Annotated in this window: 22 protein-coding genes and 1 pseudogene; all 23 read left to right on the top strand. The window is 65.4% G+C overall.

Going from position 1 to position 19,313, the window contains the following annotated elements; genetic code table 11:
- Window positions 1–17: 17 nt before the first annotated feature.
- Window positions 18–2,906 (top strand): annotated as a pseudogene (locus tag ACYUME_RS20125) (TipJ family phage tail tip protein); the annotation flags it as partial.
- Between the two features lie 354 nt (window positions 2,907–3,260).
- The gene (locus ACYUME_RS20120; protein WP_460419403.1) at window positions 3,261–4,355 is read left to right on the top strand and encodes a phage tail tip fiber protein; all 1,095 of its coding nucleotides are present in this window, start codon (window positions 3,261–3,263) and stop codon (window positions 4,353–4,355) included.
- Between the two features lie 15 nt (window positions 4,356–4,370).
- The gene (locus tag ACYUME_RS20115) at window positions 4,371–4,694 is read left to right on the top strand and encodes a hypothetical protein (RefSeq protein WP_460416514.1); all 324 of its coding nucleotides are present in this window, start codon (window positions 4,371–4,373) and stop codon (window positions 4,692–4,694) included.
- Entirely contained in the window at window positions 4,694–5,371 is a 678-nt protein-coding gene (locus ACYUME_RS20110) for a hypothetical protein (RefSeq protein WP_460416512.1), read from the top strand. The genes ACYUME_RS20115 and ACYUME_RS20110 overlap by 1 nt, the downstream gene beginning before the upstream one ends.
- A gap of 86 nt (window positions 5,372–5,457) precedes the next feature.
- Window positions 5,458–6,069, top strand: a complete 612-nt coding sequence (locus ACYUME_RS20105; protein WP_279911427.1) for a hypothetical protein — start codon at window positions 5,458–5,460, stop codon at window positions 6,067–6,069.
- 2 nt (window positions 6,070–6,071) lie between these two features.
- Window positions 6,072–6,614: a tail fiber assembly protein gene (locus tag ACYUME_RS20100; protein WP_460416510.1), complete on the top strand. Its 543-nt coding sequence runs from the start codon at window positions 6,072–6,074 to the stop codon at window positions 6,612–6,614.
- Window positions 6,615–6,643: 29 nt separating this feature from the next.
- Window positions 6,644–7,141, top strand: a complete 498-nt coding sequence (locus ACYUME_RS20095) for a hypothetical protein (protein WP_279880733.1) — start codon at window positions 6,644–6,646, stop codon at window positions 7,139–7,141.
- Window positions 7,138–7,695, top strand: coding sequence for a phage baseplate assembly protein V (locus tag ACYUME_RS20090; protein ID WP_279880736.1), 558 nt, complete (start codon window positions 7,138–7,140; stop codon window positions 7,693–7,695). The genes ACYUME_RS20095 and ACYUME_RS20090 overlap by 4 nt, the downstream gene beginning before the upstream one ends.
- Window positions 7,696–7,773: 78 nt before the next feature.
- A complete protein-coding gene (locus ACYUME_RS20085) occupies window positions 7,774–8,070 on the top strand; it encodes a hypothetical protein (protein ID WP_460416508.1) in 297 nt (98 codons plus the stop codon).
- Complete coding sequence (locus ACYUME_RS20080; RefSeq protein WP_460416506.1) at window positions 8,070–8,777, top strand: hypothetical protein; 708 nt, start codon at window positions 8,070–8,072, stop codon at window positions 8,775–8,777. Before ACYUME_RS20085 ends, ACYUME_RS20080 begins: the two co-directional genes overlap by 1 nt.
- An 8-nt stretch (window positions 8,778–8,785) precedes the next feature.
- Complete coding sequence (locus ACYUME_RS20075) at window positions 8,786–10,006, top strand: pyocin knob domain-containing protein (RefSeq protein WP_460416504.1); 1,221 nt, start codon at window positions 8,786–8,788, stop codon at window positions 10,004–10,006.
- 12 nt (window positions 10,007–10,018) lie between these two features.
- On the top strand, window positions 10,019–10,399 hold the full coding sequence (locus ACYUME_RS20070) for a tail fiber assembly protein (RefSeq protein WP_460416502.1): 381 nt from the start codon (window positions 10,019–10,021) through the stop codon (window positions 10,397–10,399).
- A 103-nt stretch (window positions 10,400–10,502) separates the two neighbouring features.
- Complete coding sequence (locus tag ACYUME_RS20065; protein WP_279880746.1) at window positions 10,503–10,829, top strand: GPW/gp25 family protein; 327 nt, start codon at window positions 10,503–10,505, stop codon at window positions 10,827–10,829.
- Entirely contained in the window at window positions 10,826–11,707 is an 882-nt protein-coding gene (locus ACYUME_RS20060) for a baseplate assembly protein (protein WP_460416500.1), read from the top strand. Before ACYUME_RS20065 ends, ACYUME_RS20060 begins: the two co-directional genes overlap by 4 nt.
- A 1-nt stretch (window position 11,708) precedes the next feature.
- Entirely contained in the window at window positions 11,709–12,317 is a 609-nt protein-coding gene (locus tag ACYUME_RS20055) for a phage tail protein I (protein ID WP_279880750.1), read from the top strand.
- On the top strand, window positions 12,310–13,797 hold the full coding sequence (locus tag ACYUME_RS20050) for a phage tail protein (protein WP_460416498.1): 1,488 nt from the start codon (window positions 12,310–12,312) through the stop codon (window positions 13,795–13,797). The genes ACYUME_RS20055 and ACYUME_RS20050 overlap by 8 nt, the downstream gene beginning before the upstream one ends.
- 95 nt (window positions 13,798–13,892) lie before the next feature.
- Window positions 13,893–14,246, top strand: a complete 354-nt coding sequence (locus ACYUME_RS20045; RefSeq protein ID WP_279880754.1) for a phage tail assembly chaperone — start codon at window positions 13,893–13,895, stop codon at window positions 14,244–14,246.
- Window positions 14,247–14,328: 82 nt separating this feature from the next.
- Entirely contained in the window at window positions 14,329–15,495 is a 1,167-nt protein-coding gene (locus ACYUME_RS20040) for a phage tail sheath subtilisin-like domain-containing protein (RefSeq protein ID WP_460416495.1), read from the top strand.
- 13 nt (window positions 15,496–15,508) lie between these two features.
- Complete coding sequence (locus ACYUME_RS20035) at window positions 15,509–16,018, top strand: phage major tail tube protein (RefSeq protein ID WP_279880758.1); 510 nt, start codon at window positions 15,509–15,511, stop codon at window positions 16,016–16,018.
- Between the two features lie 12 nt (window positions 16,019–16,030).
- Window positions 16,031–16,333, top strand: coding sequence for a phage tail assembly protein (locus ACYUME_RS20030; RefSeq protein WP_460416493.1), 303 nt, complete (start codon window positions 16,031–16,033; stop codon window positions 16,331–16,333).
- A 326-nt stretch (window positions 16,334–16,659) separates the two neighbouring features.
- The gene (locus ACYUME_RS20025) at window positions 16,660–18,258 is read left to right on the top strand and encodes a hypothetical protein (protein ID WP_460416491.1); all 1,599 of its coding nucleotides are present in this window, start codon (window positions 16,660–16,662) and stop codon (window positions 18,256–18,258) included.
- A 12-nt stretch (window positions 18,259–18,270) separates the two neighbouring features.
- Window positions 18,271–19,116 carry a phage tail protein gene (locus tag ACYUME_RS20020; protein ID WP_460416489.1) on the top strand — a complete coding sequence of 282 codons (846 nt, stop codon included), beginning with the start codon at window positions 18,271–18,273 and terminating at the stop codon, window positions 19,114–19,116.
- Entirely contained in the window at window positions 19,091–19,297 is a 207-nt protein-coding gene (locus ACYUME_RS20015; protein WP_460416487.1) for a tail protein X, read from the top strand. Before ACYUME_RS20020 ends, ACYUME_RS20015 begins: the two co-directional genes overlap by 26 nt.
- The last annotated feature ends 16 nt before the right edge of the window (window positions 19,298–19,313 follow it).

Raw genomic sequence — 19,313 nt, 5'->3', positions numbered from 1 at the left:
TACGCCTGGAGGAACACATGGGCGAAACCAACAGACCCGTGATCACCGGTCGCAAAGGTGGTCAGAAGAAGCCCAAGACGCCGGTCGAGGCGCCGGACAGCCTGCGCTCCATCGCGGTCGCCAAGATGCTCCTGGCCATCGGCGAGGGCGAGTTCGCCGGCACGCCGACCGCCCGCGACATCTACCTCGACGGCACGCCGTTGATGGACGACCAGGGCAACTACAACTTCCCTGGTGTCAAATGGGAGTGGCGCACCGGCTCGGTGGAGCAACCCCACATTCCCGGCATCCCGTCGGTGGACAACGAGATCAGCCAGGGCATCGAGCTGCGCAGCGACAAGCCCTGGGTCCATGCCATCAGTGACACCCGCCTGTCGGCGGTGCGTCTGCGCTTTGCCTGGCCAGCACTGCAGGCCATGGATGGGGCCGGCAACATCAACGGTCATCGCATCGAGTATGTGGTCGAGGTGGCCACCGACGGCGGCGCCTACCAGGAAGTGCTCAAGGACGCGGTACATGGCAAGACCACCAGCGCCTACGAGCGTACCCGGCGCATCGACCTGCCCAAGGCGACGACCGGCTGGACCTTGCGCGTGCGCCGGCTGACGGCGAACCAGAACAACAACAAGGTCGCCGACACCATGCAGCTCGCCGGCCTGACCGAGGTGATCGACGCCAAGCTGCGCTACCCCAACACGGCGCTGCTGTACATCGAGTTCTCCGCCGAGCAGTTCCGCAATATCCCGGCGGTGACCGTGGAATGCCGTGGCCGCAAGTGGCCGGTGCCGAGCAACTACGACCCGGACACTCGCGCCTACATCGGCGTGTGGGACGGCACCTTCAAGGAGGCCTGGACCGACAACCCGGCCTGGGTCACCTATGGCATCTGCACCAACGACCGCTTCGGCCTGGGCCGCCGGATCAAGCCCTGGATGGTCGACAAGTGGGAGCTGTACCGCATCGCCCAGTACTGTGACCAACTGGTGCCGGACGGCAAGGGAGGCCAGGAGCCGCGCTTCATCTGCAACCTCAACCTGCAGAGCAAGGCCGAGGCCTGGTCGCTGCTGCGCGATATCGCCGGTATCTATCGCGGCATGACCTACTGGGCCCAGGGCCAGCTGTACAGCCTGGCCGACATGCCGCGGGCCACCGACTTCGACTTCGCCTACACCCGCGCCAATGTCATCGGCGGCAAGTTCAACTATTCCAGCGGCTCGGAGCGCAGCCGCTACAGCCGGGCACTGATCAGCTACGACAACCCGCTCAACAGCTACGACACCGATGTCACGGTGGTCACCGACGAGAAGCTGCAGCGTCGCTACGGCGACAATCCGCTGGAGATCAGCGCCATCGGTTGCACCCGCGAGTCCGAAGCGCAACGCCGTGGCAAATGGGCGCTGGCGACCAACGCCCGGGACCGTGGCATCAGTTTCCGGGTGGGCATGGACGGGCGCATCCCGTTGCCGGGCTTCGTCATTCCGGTGGCCGACGAACTGCTCGCCGGGCGCGCCATCGGCGGGCGAATCGCCACCGCCAGCGGCCGCCAGGTCACCCTCGACCGTGACACCCAGGCCAAGCCGGGCGACCGGCTGATTCTCAACCTGCCCGACGGCACCTGCGAGGCGCGCACGGTGGACGCTGTCGAAGGCCGCCGCCTGACGCTGACCACCGCCTACAGCGTCGCCCCCGAGGCCGAGCTGGTCTGGGCCCTGGATGCGCCGGACCTGAGCGTGCCGCTGTACCGGGTGACCAGCGTGTCGCGCCCGGAGCCTGGGATCTACGAGATCAGCGCGGTGCAGTACGAGCCGAGCAAGTTCGCCCACATCGACAGCGGCGCGCGGCTGGAGGAGCGTCCGATCAGCGTCACGCCGATCAACCTGGTGCCACCACCGGCCAGTGTCAGCCTGGCCAGCAACCATGCTGTCAGCCAGGGACTGGCGGTCAGCACCCTGACCATTTCCTGGCCCGCCGTGGCTGGCGCGGTGGCCTACGAAGTGGAGTGGCGCAAGGACGATGGCAACTGGGTCAGCCTGCCACGCAGCGGCGCCACCAGCGTCGATGTCGTGGGCATCTACGCCGGTGACTACCTGGCCCGGGTGCGTTCGATCAGCGTGGGCGAGATCACCTCGATCTGGAAGCTGTCCGCGCTGACCACGCTGCAGGGCAAGGTCGGCACGCCAGCGGCGGTGGCGGAGCTGCTGGCGACCAGCAAGGTGTTCGGCATCGGCCTGAACTGGCGGTTCCCGGAGGGCACCGGCGATACCCAGCGCACGGAAATCTGGCATGGCACCAGTGCCAACCGCGCCGAGGCGAAGAAGCTCGGCGACTTCGCCTACCCGCAGGCCGAGCATGAGCTGCAGGGCCTGGCCGCCGGCGCGCAGCTGTTCTTCTGGGCGCGCCTGGTGGACCGTAGCGGCAACGTCGGCAAATGGTACCCGGACGGCATCGGCGTGCGCGGCCAGTCCAGCGCCGAGCAAAGCGACTATGACCGCTACTTCTCCGGCAAGATCAGCGAGTCGGCGCTGGGCAAGCACCTGTTCGACCGTATCGAGTTGATCGATGGCACGGGCAACGGCTCGGTGAACCAGCGCCTGCAAAGCCTGAACAGCGACGTGCAGTCGCGCCTGGACGATGTCGCCCGCGCCGCCAACGCGCTGAGCTACGACTCGGCCAAGGCCTACGTGGCGGGCGATATCGTGCGCCAGGCCCAGGGCCTGTACCAGGCGCTCAAGGCGGTGCCGATCAAGACGCCACCACCGAGCGCCGCCTATTGGCTGGACATCGGCCAGGTGGTCAAGGACAGCAACGGCCTGGCGGCGCGAATGAGCAAGGCGGAAAGCCAGATCACCGCCGCCGAAGGCGTCAACACGGTGCAGAACACCCAGCTCACCGGGCTGCAGAGCGCGCTGTCGGGCAAGGCCGATGCCGCGGCCGTGACCACCCTGAGCAACAAGGTCAGCGAGGCCCAGGGCAAGCTCGACAGCCAGGCCAGCGCGATCACCGGCCTCAAGGCCGCCCTGGGCCAGCAGCCGGACAACCTGGTGATCAAGGGCGACTTCGAGGATGGCGACGCCCAGCCCTGGACCTTCGACGCCAAGCTCTACCCGGCGCCCGTGGTCGTGGTCCCGACGAACCTGGCCGGTACCCGCTACGGCAAGGCCATCGCCTTCTACGGCAACAGCTTCTGCGGTACCGGCAACAACATCCTCTGCGCCTCGGACGAGCAGTTCGACCTGGCGGCCGAGGTCAGTGCCGACGAAATGTCCGCCGGACAGACCGCGCAGTTGCAGATGCAGTTCTACGACAAGGACAACAAGAACCTCGGCTACCTGGTCGCCTTTAGCTTCCCGGCTGCCAGCGCCCAGGGTTTCCGCAAGCTCGCCGGGCGGGTCAAGGCGCCGGCCGGAGCGGTCAAGGGGCGCATCCTCACCCGCACTGAACCGGCCAACGGCAGCGGCCGTTCGCTGTGGTGCAACATCGTCGCCCGGCGTGTCACCCAGGCCGACAATGCCAACGCCAGCGCCATCAGCGAGCTGGGCGCGACGGTCAGCCAGCAGGGCCAGACCTTGGTCGCCCAGGGTTCGTCCATCACCGACCTGACCAGTCGCGTCGGCGACGTGGCGGGCCAGGCAGCCGGCCAGGCCAAGGCCATCAGCACCCTGCAGACCCAGGCGACCCAGCTCGACGGCAAGGTCACCGCCCAGGGCACGCGCCTGGATGGCATCTACGCCCAGGTCAACCCGCCGCTGGCGGGCAGCGGTACCGACCTGGCGGGTGCCAGCCAGACGTTCGTCGGCGTGTGGTCCGAGCAGTCGGCGCGCATCGAGGAAGGCCTGGCCATGGCGCGCAAGCTCGACACCGTGCAGGTGCAGCAGGGCCAGACCAATGCCTCGGTGCAGCAGATCAGCCAGGCGCAGGTCGGGATCGACAAGAAGCTGTCGACGATGTGGTCGGTGAAGATGGAGGTGACCAACGACGGCCAGTACGTGGCAGCGGGCGTGTCCCTTGGTATCGAGGACAAGCAGAGCCGGTTCCTGGTGCGCGCCGACAACTTCTCGGTGGTCGGCACCCAGGCCGGTGGCCAGGTGTTCACGCCGTTCTCGGTGAACAACGGCCAGGTGTTCATGAACTCCGCGCTGATCCAGGACGGTGCTATCAGCAGCGCCAAGATCGGCAACGTCATCCAGTCGAACAACTACGTGCCCGGCAAGACCGGCTGGCGCCTGGACAAGAGCGGCGCGTTCGAGATCAACGGCTCGGTGGATGGCCAGGGTCGCCTGGTGATCACCAACCAGCTGATCCAGATTTTCGACGCCAACAACACCCTGCGCGTGCGCATGGGGATCTGGGGGTGATGAATGAAGCTCGGGTTGCAAACCTGGAATGAAGACGCGAGCCCGAACCTGGACACCAGCAACCGACTGGGCACCCTGCTCGGCTCGGTGGTGACCGGGACTCGTGCGGGAAGCCTGATCGTGCCGGAGCTGGCGCGTGGCGAGCCGTTCTATTTCTTCCACCCTGATGCATTGCCGTCGCGACCACCGAGCTTTCAGCTGCCCTACGAGCTGATCTATCCGGTGGTCAAGCTCCAGGGGCAAACGCTCAGCTGGAGTTTCCCGGCGTTCCGTTACACGGGCGCCTACGCGCAATACGGCTACAGCGTTTCGGTGGAAATTATCTATGGGGTGTTCTGATGGGGCTGGAAGTCTTTGCCGAAGGCAATCACATTCAACTGACGGGCAACAATCCGGTGCTCAGCCTGGTGCACAAGCGCACGGTCGCGCTGGTCGAAGGATTCGATCCGTTCAACCGCACGCTGATGGCCGGCGCCGATGTGACCTTGCCTGCCCACGGCGTGCTGTTGCTAGGCGATACCCAGGGCCAGTACATCTCGGTGGAGTACGGGCTGGGGCACAAGGATGTGGTTCGGTTCGCCTGCTTCAACCCCACGGTCATCACGATCTATGTGTTCGCCAAGGCGCCGATCATGCCAAGCCAGTGGGGTTTGCAGAGCTACTCGGCGACCGGTGAACTGTTGTATGACTCAAGCCACAAGACTTTGCGCATCGCCTATGCCGGGCCGGTGACCAAGGCTGGGATGGCTTTCCCGGTGGTGCCTGGCAACACCTATGCCGCCGGGCTGGCGTACTACCGCCGTTACTACCTGGTCCCGCCATTCCACACCACGACGTTTGTCCAGCGCGACATGATCCGCGTCGATCACGGCAGGGTCAGTCTGGGCCGCCGCCTGGCGGTCATCGAGGACAGCAGCTGGTCCGACGAAGTGTTCCTGGAGCCCAATGCAAGCATGCCTGATCCAGAGCCCGGCCCAATGGCGCCGCTGATCATCGCGAGCGTTTCCGGCTACTGACGGTAACGCTCGTTCTCAAGCGGCAACCTTCCTCCAACCCGTAGCGCCAGCCACAGGCTGGCGAACGGTCCAGCATGGAACTTCACATGGCCAAGCAGACCATCAATCTCGGCACTGCCCCAGGCGGTGCCGGCGGCGACACCCAGCGTTCAGCCTGGGTCAAGGCCGTCGCCAATTTCGACGAGCTCTATCAAGCCGATGCCAACTTGCAGACCAGCAAGGCGGCTGCCGGCACCAATGCCGACATCAAGGCGCTGACCGGCCTGGTCACGCCGCTGACCCTGGCCCAGGGCGGGACCGGCGGTAAAAGCGCGGTCGAGGCACGTACCGCCTTGGGACTGGGCAGCGCGGCGACACGCAATGTCGGGCAGACCGCAGGCAGCCTGCTGGAAGTGGGGGCGTTCGGCCTCGGCGGCAAGTCATCGCCCTACAGTGATTCGATCAACCGCATGGAGGGCGGGTTCTCCCTGATCACGCCCAACACCCAATATGTCGGGGCCACGGGCATCGGCTACGGCTCGGTGCTGACGGTGCCCTACAGCGAGGCCGAGTTCCGCGGCGCGCAGCTGTTCTTCGGGCAGTCGCCGGAAGCTCGCCTGGTCCTGCGCTCAGGCAGCTTCGCCACGGCGACCTTCAACGTCATCTACCACACCGGCAACACCACCCGTGCCGCCGATGGCACCCTCAAGGCGATCTGACCATGACCCGAGCCGCAATCAACCTCAACGGCCCGACCGGCGAGGTCATCGACGTGACGTCCCTGGGGCGCGACACGATCAGCTGTCACAAGGCTGGTACTGGTGAATACCGGGTGCTGGGCACCCTCGGCATGGCGCCGCCACCGGAGGGCTGGGGGTATGTCATCAACCCGCTGGACGCCGGTGTCGAGGTGCGCATCCGGCATGTCGCTCCGACGCTGGAGATCAGCGTCAGTCGCGACGGTGTCGCCACCGACCTGCAGCACAGCCTGACCTTGCACGTGGCCGTCGAGCCACTGCCACCCGAGCCGTTGCCCGAGCCGCGTCCCGACCCGCTTGCCGCCGCCCAGCGCGAGATTGGCAAGCGGCGCGCTGCCGCCGACCTGGCCATTGCCCCGCTGCAGGACGCCGTTGACCTCGAGGAGGCCAGCGATCTGGAGCAGGACAGCCTCAGGGCCTGGAAACGCTACCGCGTGGCGCTCAACCGCCTGCCGGACCAGGACGGTTTCCCGGAAACCATCGAGTGGCCGTCCGCCCCGCAATGATCGCCGCTTTCTTGCATGAGGAATCGCCCATGAGCGAACTCTCCACACTCAGCGCGGCGCTGACCGCCAGGGTGCGCGAAGCGATGCCGGCGCTGGCCTCGGTCGACAGCCATGACCGTGCCGATCCCTCGCCCGCGCTGCCGGCCCTGCGCCACGGCATCCTGCGCATGACCGCCGACGGCGCCCCCCGCGATGGTCGCTCGGTGCTGATCGCCACCTTCGAGGCCGACATCACCCCGGATGCCACGCAGCCCGAGGCGCGCCTGCAGGGCAGCGAACTGGCGGCGCAACTGATGGACTTGCTGCGCCAGCAGCTATGGGGCCTGGATTTCGTCGAAGCCAGCCGCAACGTGCAGGCGCAGTACGAAGGCGTCGGCTGGAAGGTGCGCTGGGAGCAGCCGATCCTGTTCGGCGAGCCGCAGTGGGCCTGGCCCGACCAACCACCCGGCAGCCTGCTGCTGGGCGTCGATCCGCGCACCGGCGCCGGCAATGAGCACGAGTACCTGGCGCCGGAGGACCTGGCATGAGTTACGCCACGGCGATGCACGACCGCATGCTGGCCTGCCTGGTGATTCCCTGCGCGGTGGTCGCGGTGGACCTGGTCGCGGCGCGGGTGCGGGTCGGCGATGGCGACTGGACCAGCGCCTGGGTGCGCTGGCACAGCCTGGCCGCTGGCAAGGCGCGGCACTGGCGAGCGCCAAGCCTGGGCGAGCAGGGCGTGCTGATCAGCCCCAGCGGCGAACCGGCGCAAGGCACTTTCGTGCCCGGCCTGTACGGCAATGCCGGCAGCGCGCCGGATGAGCGCGACCATGTCGAGGTCTGGCGCTTCGAGGATGGCGGCTCGCTGAGCTACGACTGGCAGGCCGGACGCTACGACATCCAGCTGCCCACGGGCAACGCCACGGTCAAGGTCGGCGCCAGCACCCTGGTGGTCAACGATGGCGCCATCACCCTCGACGCCGCCGCCATCACCCTGACCGGCAATGTCACGGTCAAGGGGCCGCTGCTGGTCAGCGGCGACATCAACGGTGGTGGGCGGATCATCGATACCGCCGGCAACACCGCCAATCACAAGCACTGATACCCATCGCCTGTGCGCCCATGGGGCTCGCAGGCAGGGCCGCCAGGCCAAGGGTAGGACCTAGAACAGGGGCCTGATATGCCGCAAGGTTTCGAGAGCTACAACGTCGACGGTTCGCTGAACACCCGTGTCACGGATCGCATCACCCGGATTCTCGGCAAGGTCGGCCCGGTGAGCGCAGCGGGGTCCATCACCATTCCCGAATTCGCCCACGGCACACCGTGGACAGCCATTCTCCAGCGCAACACCACCGACGGGTTCAACCCGTTCCGCTGTGTCCACGCCTCGGTCAGCGGCACCACGCTGTCCTGGAATCTGACCGGGTTGGCAGGCTGGGCCATACAGCCAGGCACCATTGTCTATGGGGTGTACTGATGCCCGCGGGTCTTCAGGTACTCAACGACAAAGCCCTCATCCAGATCGACGGAACGTTCCAGAATCTGTGCCTGGTGGCCAAGGGCACGATCAGCACCACCACCGGTAACCAGTCCCCGTATCCATGGGCGCGGTTCGCCCGGATCGACTATCCGGTGGCCGCTCGCCAACCGATCATTGCCTTCAATACCCAGGGCTGGGCCTGCTACCTGGTCGATGACACCGGCTTCAGGGTCTTCGGCATGCCGGCTTCCGGGTCGGGCAGCGCCCCGCTAGTCGTCGAGTACTTCATCTTCGACCTGCCGCAATACGCCCAGGCCCTCGGCAACGTCGGTCTGCAGGTCTGGAGCGAGCAGGGCCTCGAAGTGTTCCACAGCAAGAACAGGTACATGCGCGTCGTTGGGTCGTACTCCGTCGATATCGCCTACGACACGACCCATACCGGTACGGCGCCACCCGGCATCAAGCTCGCCGTGGCGCCGGGCGTGCAGAGCGTGGGCTATCTGTCCGAGCGCATCGGCACCAATACCCAGATGGGGCTGGCCGTGCGCATGTGGCATGGCCAGTGCCAGACCCCTGCCGCCGGCGGCAGCTACCTGATCAGCAACAAACTCATCACCGTCTTCGCCGGGCCGGGCCTGGCCAGCAACCAAGGCGCGGTCGGGGCCTACAACAACGGCTTGGTGGTGGACGTTACAGGATACTAGGAGGTCATATGCCACTCGATTCGGTCAAACTGGGAACTCCTCCCACTGGCGCGGACGGTGACGTTGCGCGCACCGCGTTCATGCGGATCAACAACAACTTCAAGATGATGGACGACATGGGGCTGACCGCGCCCATTTCGCCTACCCGAGACATTGCCGATCTGAACCAGGCCACCAGCCCAGGTTGGTACAGTGCGTTGAGCGGCACCGCGACTCACCTGCCGCCAGGGATGAGCTATCCCCTGGTCTGTGTCGCCCAGGCAGCCGTCGGTTTCATCGTGCAGACCGCGCTCGACCCCATGACGGGGAAGTCGGCCAGCCGCGGGTTCAATGCCAACATCCAGACCTGGAGCGACTGGCGAACCACGCCCGCGTCGTCCGACCTCGGCTCTGCGGCCTTCGCCGCGCTGACCACCTCCACGGCCGACTCGACCACTGGCCGGGTATTGAAGGTCGGGGACTTTGGCGTCGGCGGTTTCACCCCAGGCGTGCTGGAGAGCGACATCAACGCGCTGCGCTCCACCGGTGACTATTACGTCGAGGGCAAGGGACTGAATATCCTGCCGCTCAACACCAACGGTTACCTGCGCGTCTGCTCGGTGGCGGGCGCCTACTCCATGCAGTCGTTCACCGCCTACAACGACAGTGGCATCTACCAGCGCATGCTGATCAATGGCACGTGGACCGGATGGTTCGAGAAATGCGCCCCGACCACTCGCTTGAGCGTTTCAAGCAACCTGAACTTCGAATACAACCGTGATTGTCAATTTGTCGATACCACGGCCAACCGACCCGCGTTCATTGCCTACGGTGTCGTACGCACCATGTGGCGTCATGCCAACAGCGAGTGCGTGCAGCTCGCCTGGTCCGTTACCAATGAGCTGACGGCCATGCGCCGGGTGATCGGTGGGGCCTGGACGGCATGGGCCAATACCACGCCAATGGGGACTGTGGGGCAGGGCTGGCAGGCGACTGCCCGGGCCCTCAATACCTCGTACCTGAACGACAGCGGACGGCCGATCCAGGTCAAGGCCCTGGTCGGCCCCGCCACTCAGATCAACTCGTACCTGCAGTGGGTGGTCAATGGCGTCACCCTCCCCGGGTCCTATAGCGGCGCGGCAGGGCAGTACATCGACAGTGGCGCCATCATCGTGCCGGCGGGCGCGTCATACGGCCTGTTCGGCAATAACAACCCTGGTGCGCTCAACAGCTGGATGGAAATGCGATGACAGGAGGTCACGATGTTTGATCCACAGATGAAGTACTACCGAGACGAGCCCTGGGATGGCCTGGCCATGATCCATGCGTTCAAGGCCGATGGTTCGCAGGACGACTTTATCGACGAGTCACGGGTGCCGATGACCGAGGCCGAAGTCGAGGACTACTACCGGCGGACGTTGACGCTCGATCCTCTCAGGGCTGCCCAGGCCGAGATCCTGCGTCTGCGTGGCCTTGCCGATAGCGCCATCGCCCCCCTGCAGGATGCCGCCGAGCTGGGCGATGCCCGCGAGGCGGAGGCCGTTCGGCTGACGGCGTGGAAGCGCTACCGCGTGACGCTGAACCGTGTGCCCGAACAGTCAGGCTACCCTGCCGAGATCGACTGGCCGGCACTGCCGTCCTGAACGCGTCGAATCACGCCCCAAGCCCGCAGCCGCGGGCTTTTTCATATCAGGAGAACGTCATGCATATCCATCCAAGGGATGTGCCCGGGACAGGAGGTGCTCCATGATCGGCCTGGACCGGCGTACCGGGCAGCCACTGTCGGGCATTGCCCACCTGCGTCAATCCATCGAGGACATCCTCACCACCCCCCTGGGCAGCCGGCGCATGCGCCCCGAGTACGGCAGCCAGCTGCGCCGCTACGTCGACCTGCCGGTCAACGAAGGCTGGAAGAGCGCGGTACAGGCTGAAGTGGCCCGCGCGCTCGGGCGTTGGGAGCCGCGCCTGAAACTGGAGCGGGTCAAGGTCATCGCCGTGCTCGACGGCCAGGTCAGCCTGGCCTTGAGCGGCCGCTACCTGGGCGACGACGCGCTGGTGGAGGTGAGCGTATGAGCCAGGTCGACCTGTCGAAACTGCCCGCCCCGCAATTGCTCGAAGACCTCGATTTCGAGGTGCTGTATCAAGAGGACCTGGCCAGTTTCCGCGTCCAGCTCGGCGACAGCTGGAGCGCCAACCTGGAAAGCGATCCGGTGACCAAGCTGCTCGAGGTCGGCACCTACCGCAAGCTGCTCAACCGGGCGCGCATCAACGATGCGGCCAAGGCCCTGCTGCTCGCTTACGCCCAGGGCCGCGACCTCGACCAGCTGGCGGCCAATGTCGGCTTGCAGCGCCTGGTGATCCAGGCCGCGGACCCGAGCACGACACCACCGACCGAGGCGGTGCTCGAATCCGACGATGCCCTGCGCGAGCGGGTGCAACTGGTCTACGAGGGCCTGACCACCGCCGGTCCGCGCAACAGCTACATCCTCCATGCCCGCAACGCCTCGGGACGGGTCGCCGACGCGACCGCCGAAAGCCCGTCGCCGGCCGTGGTGGACGTCACCGTGCTGAGCCTGGACGGCGATGGCCTGGCCAGCCCCGAGCTGCTGGCGCAGGTCAGCGCCTACCTCAACGACGACGATGTTCGCCCGGTCGCCGACCGGGTCAACGTGCGTAGCGCCGAAGTGTTGCCCTATCACGTCGAGGCGGTGCTGCACATGGCCGACAACGGCCCGGAGTTCGAGGCGATCCTCGCCGAGTGCAGGCGTCGTCTTCAGGCCTGGATCAACCCACGTCGGCGGCTGGGCGTCGAGGTCGCCCGCTCGGGGGTCGATGCGCAGCTGCACATCGACGGCGTGAGCCGCGTCGAGCTGATCGGCTGGGACGACATCCGTCCCAGCAAGGCGCAGGCGGCCTGGTGCATCGGCATCGACCTGCGACGGGGGGGCTGACATGCACAGCCTCCTGCCGCTCAACCGCACGCCGCTGGAGCGGGCCATCGAGGTGGCCGCCGACGAAGACCTCAAGACTACGTTGCGCACCCTCTACAACCCCGACACCTGCCCGGCGCACCTGCTCTACCAGCTGGCCTGGGCCTGGTCGGTGGACCGCTGGGACGACAGCTGGAGCGAGGCGATCAAGCGCTCGGTGATCCGCTCGGCATTCTTCGTTCACGCCCACAAGGGCACCACTGGCGCCCTCAGGCGGGTGGTCGAACCCTTCGGTTACCTGATCGAGGTGCAGGAGTGGTGGCAGACCGAGCCTGCCGGGGTGCCGGGGACGTTCGCCCTGAAAGTGGGGGTGACCGACACCGGCATCAGCGAGCAAACCTACAACGAACTGTCGTCGCTGATCGACGACGCAAGGCCGGTCAGCCGCCACATGACGGGGCTTGCCATCAGCCTCGAAAGCCGCGGCGCTCTTCATTTCGGCTGCGCGCTGCAGGACGGCGACGAGCTCGACGTCTACCCGCTGGCGCCTTCTGACGTGATCGTCAGCGGCACTATCGGTCGCGGCGGTCGGGAACACACAATCGATACCTTGGACATTGCACATGGTTGACCAGAATTCCCAGTTCTACGCCATCCTCACCAACGTGGGCGCGGCGAAACAGGCCAACGCGGATGCCTTGGGCATCCCGTGGAAAATCACCCAGATGGGCGTGGGCGACGCCAACGGCGCCGACCCCACGCCAAACGCCACCCAGACCAGGCTGATCAACGAATGGCGTCGCGCGCCGTTGAACCAACTGAAGGTCGACGACAAGAACGCCTCGGTCATCGTGGCGGAACAGATCATTCCGGCCGATGCAGGCGGCCACTGGATTCGCGAAATTGCACTGTACGACGCCGACGGCGACATGGTGGCGATAGCCAATTGCGCGCCGACCTACAAGCCACTGTTGAGTCAAGGCTCGGGACGCACTCAGGTCGTGCGGATGAATCTGGTGGTGAGCAGTGCCAGCAATGTGCAACTCAAGATCGACCCGTCGGTAGTGCTCGCGACTCGCGAATATGTCGATGCAGCAATCTTGAATATCTTGCCGGCAAACAAGGCGGCCGGTGCTTATACGAAGGTGACCATTGATGATCGGGGCGTGGTCCTGCAGGGCGCTAATCCAACGACGCTCGCGGGCTTCGGCATCCAGGACGCCTACACTAAGGTCGCCCTCGATACCGTACTGGCTTTAAAAGCCAGCACGCAGGACGTTTACTCCAAGGCGGCCGTTGACGCGGCGCTATCCACCAAGGCTGGGCACGCCACAACACTGGCCGGCTATGGCATCACCGACGCTCTGCCGAACCTCAACCCGTTGCCCTACGGTAGTTATGATCTGCATGGAACCAACTACGCGTTCGTCAGTTCGCCGCTTGAGTCCAGCATCTGTCAAAACGCCTTCTGGGACGGCCAAGCATGGCGAAAGCACGATACATCGAAGCCAGCGGTCACTGTCAGTGCGGCGGGTGGTCAAGCCACCGTGCGGACATGGCCAGCGGGTGACCCAACCTACACGTCGGCGCGCATCCTGGATTCGAGCATGGAGGCCACGGTCGCGGATCTTGATGGAGGCACGACGCCTGCAAAGTGGGTGAGCGTCGCGGGCCTCTCCTATTACGTCTGGAAAAAACTGGCGGCGGCGTCCGAGTCGATAGCGGGGGTTGCCAGATTTGCAACACTCGCGGAAGTGGTAGCGGGAGCCGCCGGATATCTCACTGTATGCCCGGCGTATTTGACGGCGGGATTTGGCGCAAACCTCAGTGCCGGTAATGGCTATATAAAACTGCCGCAGTGGATGGGTGGTTTCATGGTGCAGTGGTCCTACAGTGATGAGTCAAATTCAGCAGTGGACTATCGATATTTTCCCGTGCCGTTTACCACCGCTTTTGCTGGATGGCTGCAACTTTCTTCTGAAACCATCAATGGATTCGGAGGCAGTTACGGGACCATTCTCCAGATAGTCGATAACAATCGATACCTTTGGTCCGCCGGGGGGACTTTTGGTGGTGGTGGCAAGGGCTGGGTACTGGCATTCGGTCGCTAGGGTGAAATATGAAAAACGTTATGAGGTTTAGCTGTTCTACCGGGTGTTTCTATGATTCGCGTATCCATCAAGAGATACCGGATGACGCCCTGTCAGTGACTCAGGAAGAATTCAACGATCTGTGCGCCGGGCGTAACACTGGCCAGCAAATCCTGCTGGAAAACGGAAAGTTGACTCTGGCCGATCGTGAGCCAGTCGTACTGTCGCGAGATGAGGCCGCGGCCAAGGAGCGAGCATGGCGCGACAGCGCCTTGGCCGATATTCAGTGGTTGCGCGATCGTCACCGTGACCAACTGGAAATTGGCTCGACTGCCACGCTTGCGCCGGCGCAGTTCAAAGCGCTGTTGGTATACCTGCAGGTGCTGCGTGACTGGCCCCAGTCCGAGCAGTTCCCCCAGATCGAGCACCGGCCAGTCGCGCCGCCCTGGATCTCTGAACACATTCAATGACGCCCCGCACTGACGGGGCGTTTTCCTTTCCGATGGACCCTTGGCCTCGCTCTGCGGGGCCTTTTCGTATCTGGAGACTTACATGAGCGGATTCTTCCACGGCGTCACCGTGACCAACGTCGACACCGGCGCGCGCAACATCGCGCTGCCGTCATCCTCGATCATCGGCCTGGTCGACACTTTCACCGAAGGCCCGGGCGTCACCGCCAAGGCCAACGACCTGGTGCTGATCACCAGCGAGCGCGAAGCGGTCGCGGCATTCGGCCAGGACGCGGCGATCACCAAGGCCTGTCGCGCCATCTACAGCCGCGCCAAGGCAGTCATCGTCGCTTGCGGCGTGGCCAAGCTCGAGGATGCCGCCGAGCAGACCTCGGCGATCATCGGCAACGTGCTGGCCGACGGCAAGCGCACCGGCTTGCAGGCGCTGCTCGACGGCAAGAGCCGTTTCAACGCCCAGCCGCGCCTGCTGGTCACCCCGAAACACAGCGCCACCCAGGCGGTCGCTACCGCCCTGGTGGCTTTGGCCGACAAGCTGCGCGCCATCGCCATCATCGACGGCCCCAACACCACCGATGAAGCGGCCATCGCCTACGCCAAGAACTTCGGTGCCAAGCGCGCGTTCCTGGTCGACCCGGGCGTGCGCTACTGGGACAACGCCGAAGAGGCCACCGTCGATGCACCGGGCTCGGCCTGGGTCGCCGGCCTGTTCGCCTTCACCGACCGCGAGTACGGCTTCTGGGCGTCGCCTTCGAACAAGGAGTTCGTCGGCATCACCGGCACCACCCGCGCGGTGGAGTTCCTCGACGGTGACGACAGCTGCCGCGCCAACCTGCTGAACAACGCCAACATCGCCACCATCATCCGCGACGACGGCTTCCGCCTGTGGGGCAACCGTACCCTGTCGAGCGACCCGAAATGGGCTTTCGTCACCCGCGTGCGGACCATGGACATCGTCATGGACGCGATCCTCTACGGCCACAAGTGGGCCGTGGACCGCTCCATCACCGCCACCTACGTCAAGGACGTCACCGAGGGCCTGCAGGCCTTCATGCGCGACCTGAAGAACCAGGGCGCGATCATCAACTTCGAGGTCTATGCCGACCCGGAGCTGAACACCGCCAGCCAGCTCGAGCAGGGCAAGGTGTACTGGAACATCCGCTTCACCGATGTACCGCCTGCCGAGAACCCCAATTTCCGCGTCGAAGTCACCAACCAGTGGCTGACCGAAGTCCTCGATTCCGCCGCTTAAGGAGCGCATCCACATGGCAATGATTCCCGAAACACTGGCCAACCTGAACCTGTTCGTCGATGGCGTCAGCTTCCAGGGCGACGTGCCCAGCCTGACCCTGCCCAAGCTCACCCTGAAGATGGAGGAGCACCGCCCCGGTGGCATGGACATGCCGGTCGAGATGGACCTGGGCATGGAGAAGCAGGAGGCGGCCTTCACCACCACTGGCGTGCGCCGCGAGTCGCTGAAGTTCTTCGGCCTGGCCGATGGCACCGCCTTCAACGGCACCTTCCGCGGCGCCTTCAAGGGCCTGAAGGGCAAGATCAACCCAGTGATCGTCACCCTGCGCGGTTCGCTGAAGGAAATCGACATGGGCGACTGGAAATCCGGCGACAAGGCCGAGATCAAGCACAGCGTCGCCGTCACCTACTACAAGCTCGAAGTCGATGGCCGCCTGGTTTACGAGATCGACGCCCTGGGCATGAAGCGGGTGATCGATGGGGTCGACCAGCTGGCCGCGCAACGCGCCGCCCTTGGTCTTTAAGGAGAACGCTCGATGGCTCAAGCGAAAAAGATGCCGCAATGGCTGACGGTCGATGCCGAGCGCGTGACCGTGCGCCTGTCGCGCCCCAGCGAGGCCAATGGCGTGCAGGTCGACAGCCTGTCGCTGCGCGCCCCGACCGTGCGCGACATTCGCAATGCCCAGGCCGGCGGCGCGGGTGACGACGAGCAGCGCGAGCTGAACTTGTTCGCCTCGCTGGCCGAAGTCGGCGTAAAGGATCTCGAAGGTCTGGCCCTGAAGGACTACAGCCGGCTGCAGGCTGGCTATTTTCGCCTGGTGCAGGACGACGAGCTTTGACCCGGCCCGGCAGAAGGCCGCCGCCAGGCGGCTGGCCAGGGAGCTGCATTTTTCCGCCAGCGAAATCATGACCATGTCGTACAGCGACATGGTTTGGTGGCTGGTGGAGTGAAAGGGAGACACGGATGGCGAACAGATCTACGCAAGCGCTAGGCGCAGCCTCCGTCCCGGAGCTCGGGGGATCGTTGAGGGGGGAGCGACTCCTCACGGTACCCATGGGGGCGTTTGGGGTGACCCAGCGGCCGCCCGATGTTGGTGGTGGTAGTGCCACGCCGCCCCGGCAAGGGAAGGAGGCTGTCGAGGACAAGGCCGGACAGACCGAATCCTTGAAGGTACAGCAACAGCAGGTTGGCCTGCTTCAGCAAAACAAGGCACTTCTGGAGCGCGCCCTGAACACCCGGGCGATTCCACCGGCGCCGACACCGTTGGCCCAGGCCATGCAGACCGCGCGCGATGCCGTATCGTCGCTGGTGGCTGCTGGCGGCGGTTACCTGCTGGCGAAGGGAATCGCCCAGGCACCCGCCGCGATTGGCAAAACCTGGAACAGGAGCAGTGGTACGTCTGACAGCGAGGGCCATCCTGACGGAGCCCAGGTCAGCGCACCCGCTCGTCCGGGTACTGTGTATCTGCCTGCGTTGCTCATCGGCAGCACTGACCGCACACCAGCCATGGAAGACTACCCGCTCGGCGCGGATGCAGGCCCCGCGCCAGTGCCCAGACCCGCCGAGCCGGGGCGCTGGGCGCGGGCGCTGCTGGCTGGCAAGTCGGCTGCCGGCATGGCGGGGCTGGACGCCGGGATGAAACTTATCTTCACTGCGACCACTGCCTCCACGCCAGACCAGGTGGGCGAGGGGGTGGGGGGCGCCATAGGTGGCTTCCTTGGCGCCGTGCCGGGGGCCATGCTGGGTGGGAAGCTCAAGGCCGGGGCTCCGGTTGCCTCGCTGGCGTTCTCCTTCGTCGGCGACAAGGTCGGCGGCGCGCTGGGCAAGGCGCTGATGGCCGCTCCTGGAGACGCATCACGACAAGCATCGGCAACCAATACCGGAGGCGGGCAATCGACACCTCCCGTGAGTGCCTCCTCGCCATCGCCTGCGACCACCTTGTGGGGCACCCTGGCCGGTGCCGTGGGGATCGGTGCGGGGGCGGCGGCGTTCAGGCACCGGGGCCGGCTGAGTCGTCTGGCGCGTGGCAAACGCAGCCCGATGTTGGAAGAGCCTTATCCATTGGGCGCGGACGCCGGGCCATCGCCCACGGGCATCAATCCTGCGGCGGGACGCTGGACCAGGCTGAAGGACGCGTTCAAGGCACCGGGCAAATTGCCTTGGCTGGAGGCCGGGATGAAGGCGGGCTACACCTACGCCACCGCCAAGACGCCCGAGGAGAAGGGGGCCGGCTACGGTGGCGCGATAGGTGGCGCGGTAGGCACGGCGCTGGGGGGCTTGCTCCTTGGCGGCATCGTCGGACCACCCGTTGCAATGCTGATTGGCAATGCGGTCGGTGACAAGGTCGGCGGTGTGGTTGGCGGATGGATCGGCAAGACGCTCTTCGCTGCCTCCGACGGGCCCCGCGAGAAACATCGCTCGGCGATTGCTCTGCGAGACCCACGCCAGACCACCCAGGTCCCCAGGGGGGAAGTCATCGACGAGCAGGTCGGCACAAGGATGGCCAGACAGCTCTTGTCACCGACAGCCCCGTTGAGGCTGCCGGAAGCCGACCCCTCTCCGGCACAGGGCCAAGGAGCGACTGCGCAACCGGTCACCCAGCAATTCACCTTCACCGCGAACATGCCCATCACCGTGCAAGGCAGCATCGATGCGCCCAACCAGCTCGCCCAGCAACTCGAGGAAGCGGTCCGGCGGGTGATGCAGGACCTGCACAGGCAGGCCTACAACGCACAGCTGGCCGATCACCCCAATGCATTCTGAACAGGAGGAACCATGACCTATCTGGAGCAGCTGCAAGCCACGCTGCACGCCCTGGTCAAGGCGGGAGAGGCAGGGCGTCGGCGTGCCGACGCCATGCTCGATCCGCTGAACGAGGCGATCGGCCATGTGCAGGGCGCGGTCGCCGAACTGGAAGGTTTGCCGGTGGTGGGGCCGATCATCGGCGCCAAGCTGCAACGCACGCTGCGGGCCATCGCCACGGCCCAGGCTCGGGTGGCCAAAGTGATTGCCCGGTACGACCAGGCACTGGGCGTGGTGCGCCAGGTGCGTGAGCGGATCGATGTGTTCGCCGGCCACGTGGCCAAGGCCGGGGCGGCGATTCGCCGGGTGGCGGGGGAGGTGCGTTCGACGGTGAATGGCGTGTTGTCCACGCTGGGCTTCGCGCCTCAGACGACACCCGCCGCCGAAGCGATCAAGCCGTTCCCGCATCTGCTGGTGTTGCAGCCCCTGAAGGCCGGCGCCGCGCCGTACTACTTCAATCTCGACACCGCCGCCTTCGACCAGTTGCGCCGGCAGACGCGTTTTCGCTGGGCCGGGCAGGAACGCCTGAGCCGCGCGAATGCGCAGCAGGCCATCAGCCTGGGCGAGGAGAGCATCAATATCCGTGGTGCGATCTTCCCTGGGTTCAAGGGCGGTCTCGGCCAACTGCAGACGCTGCGCAGCATCGGCCGCCAGTTGCTGCCGTTGTCGTTGACCACCGGCTACGGCGAGGTGCTCGGCACCTGGTGCCTGACCAGCATCGAAGAGGAACAGAGCATGCTGCTGGCCGGCGGCATTGCGCGCAAACAAGGTTTTTCACTGGAGTTCGTGAGCTATGGCCAGGACCTGCAAAACGTCTGAGGGCGACATGCTCGACACCCTTTGTCAGCACTACTACGGGCACCTGGGCGGCACGCTTGAGGCGGTGCTCAATGCCAACCAGGGGCTGGCTGACGAAGCGCAGCCGTTTCGTGCTGGCGTGAAGATTCAGCTGCCGGAGCTGCCGGTGACCGCGAGCGACGCCGTCCAGTTGTGGGATTGACCAGCAGCGAGATGGC

It is taken from the genome of Pseudomonas sp. microsymbiont 2 (genome assembly GCF_054788395.1).
Note: the sequence above shows the minus strand (reverse complement) of the source record. Positions and strands in the feature narration are given on the sequence as shown.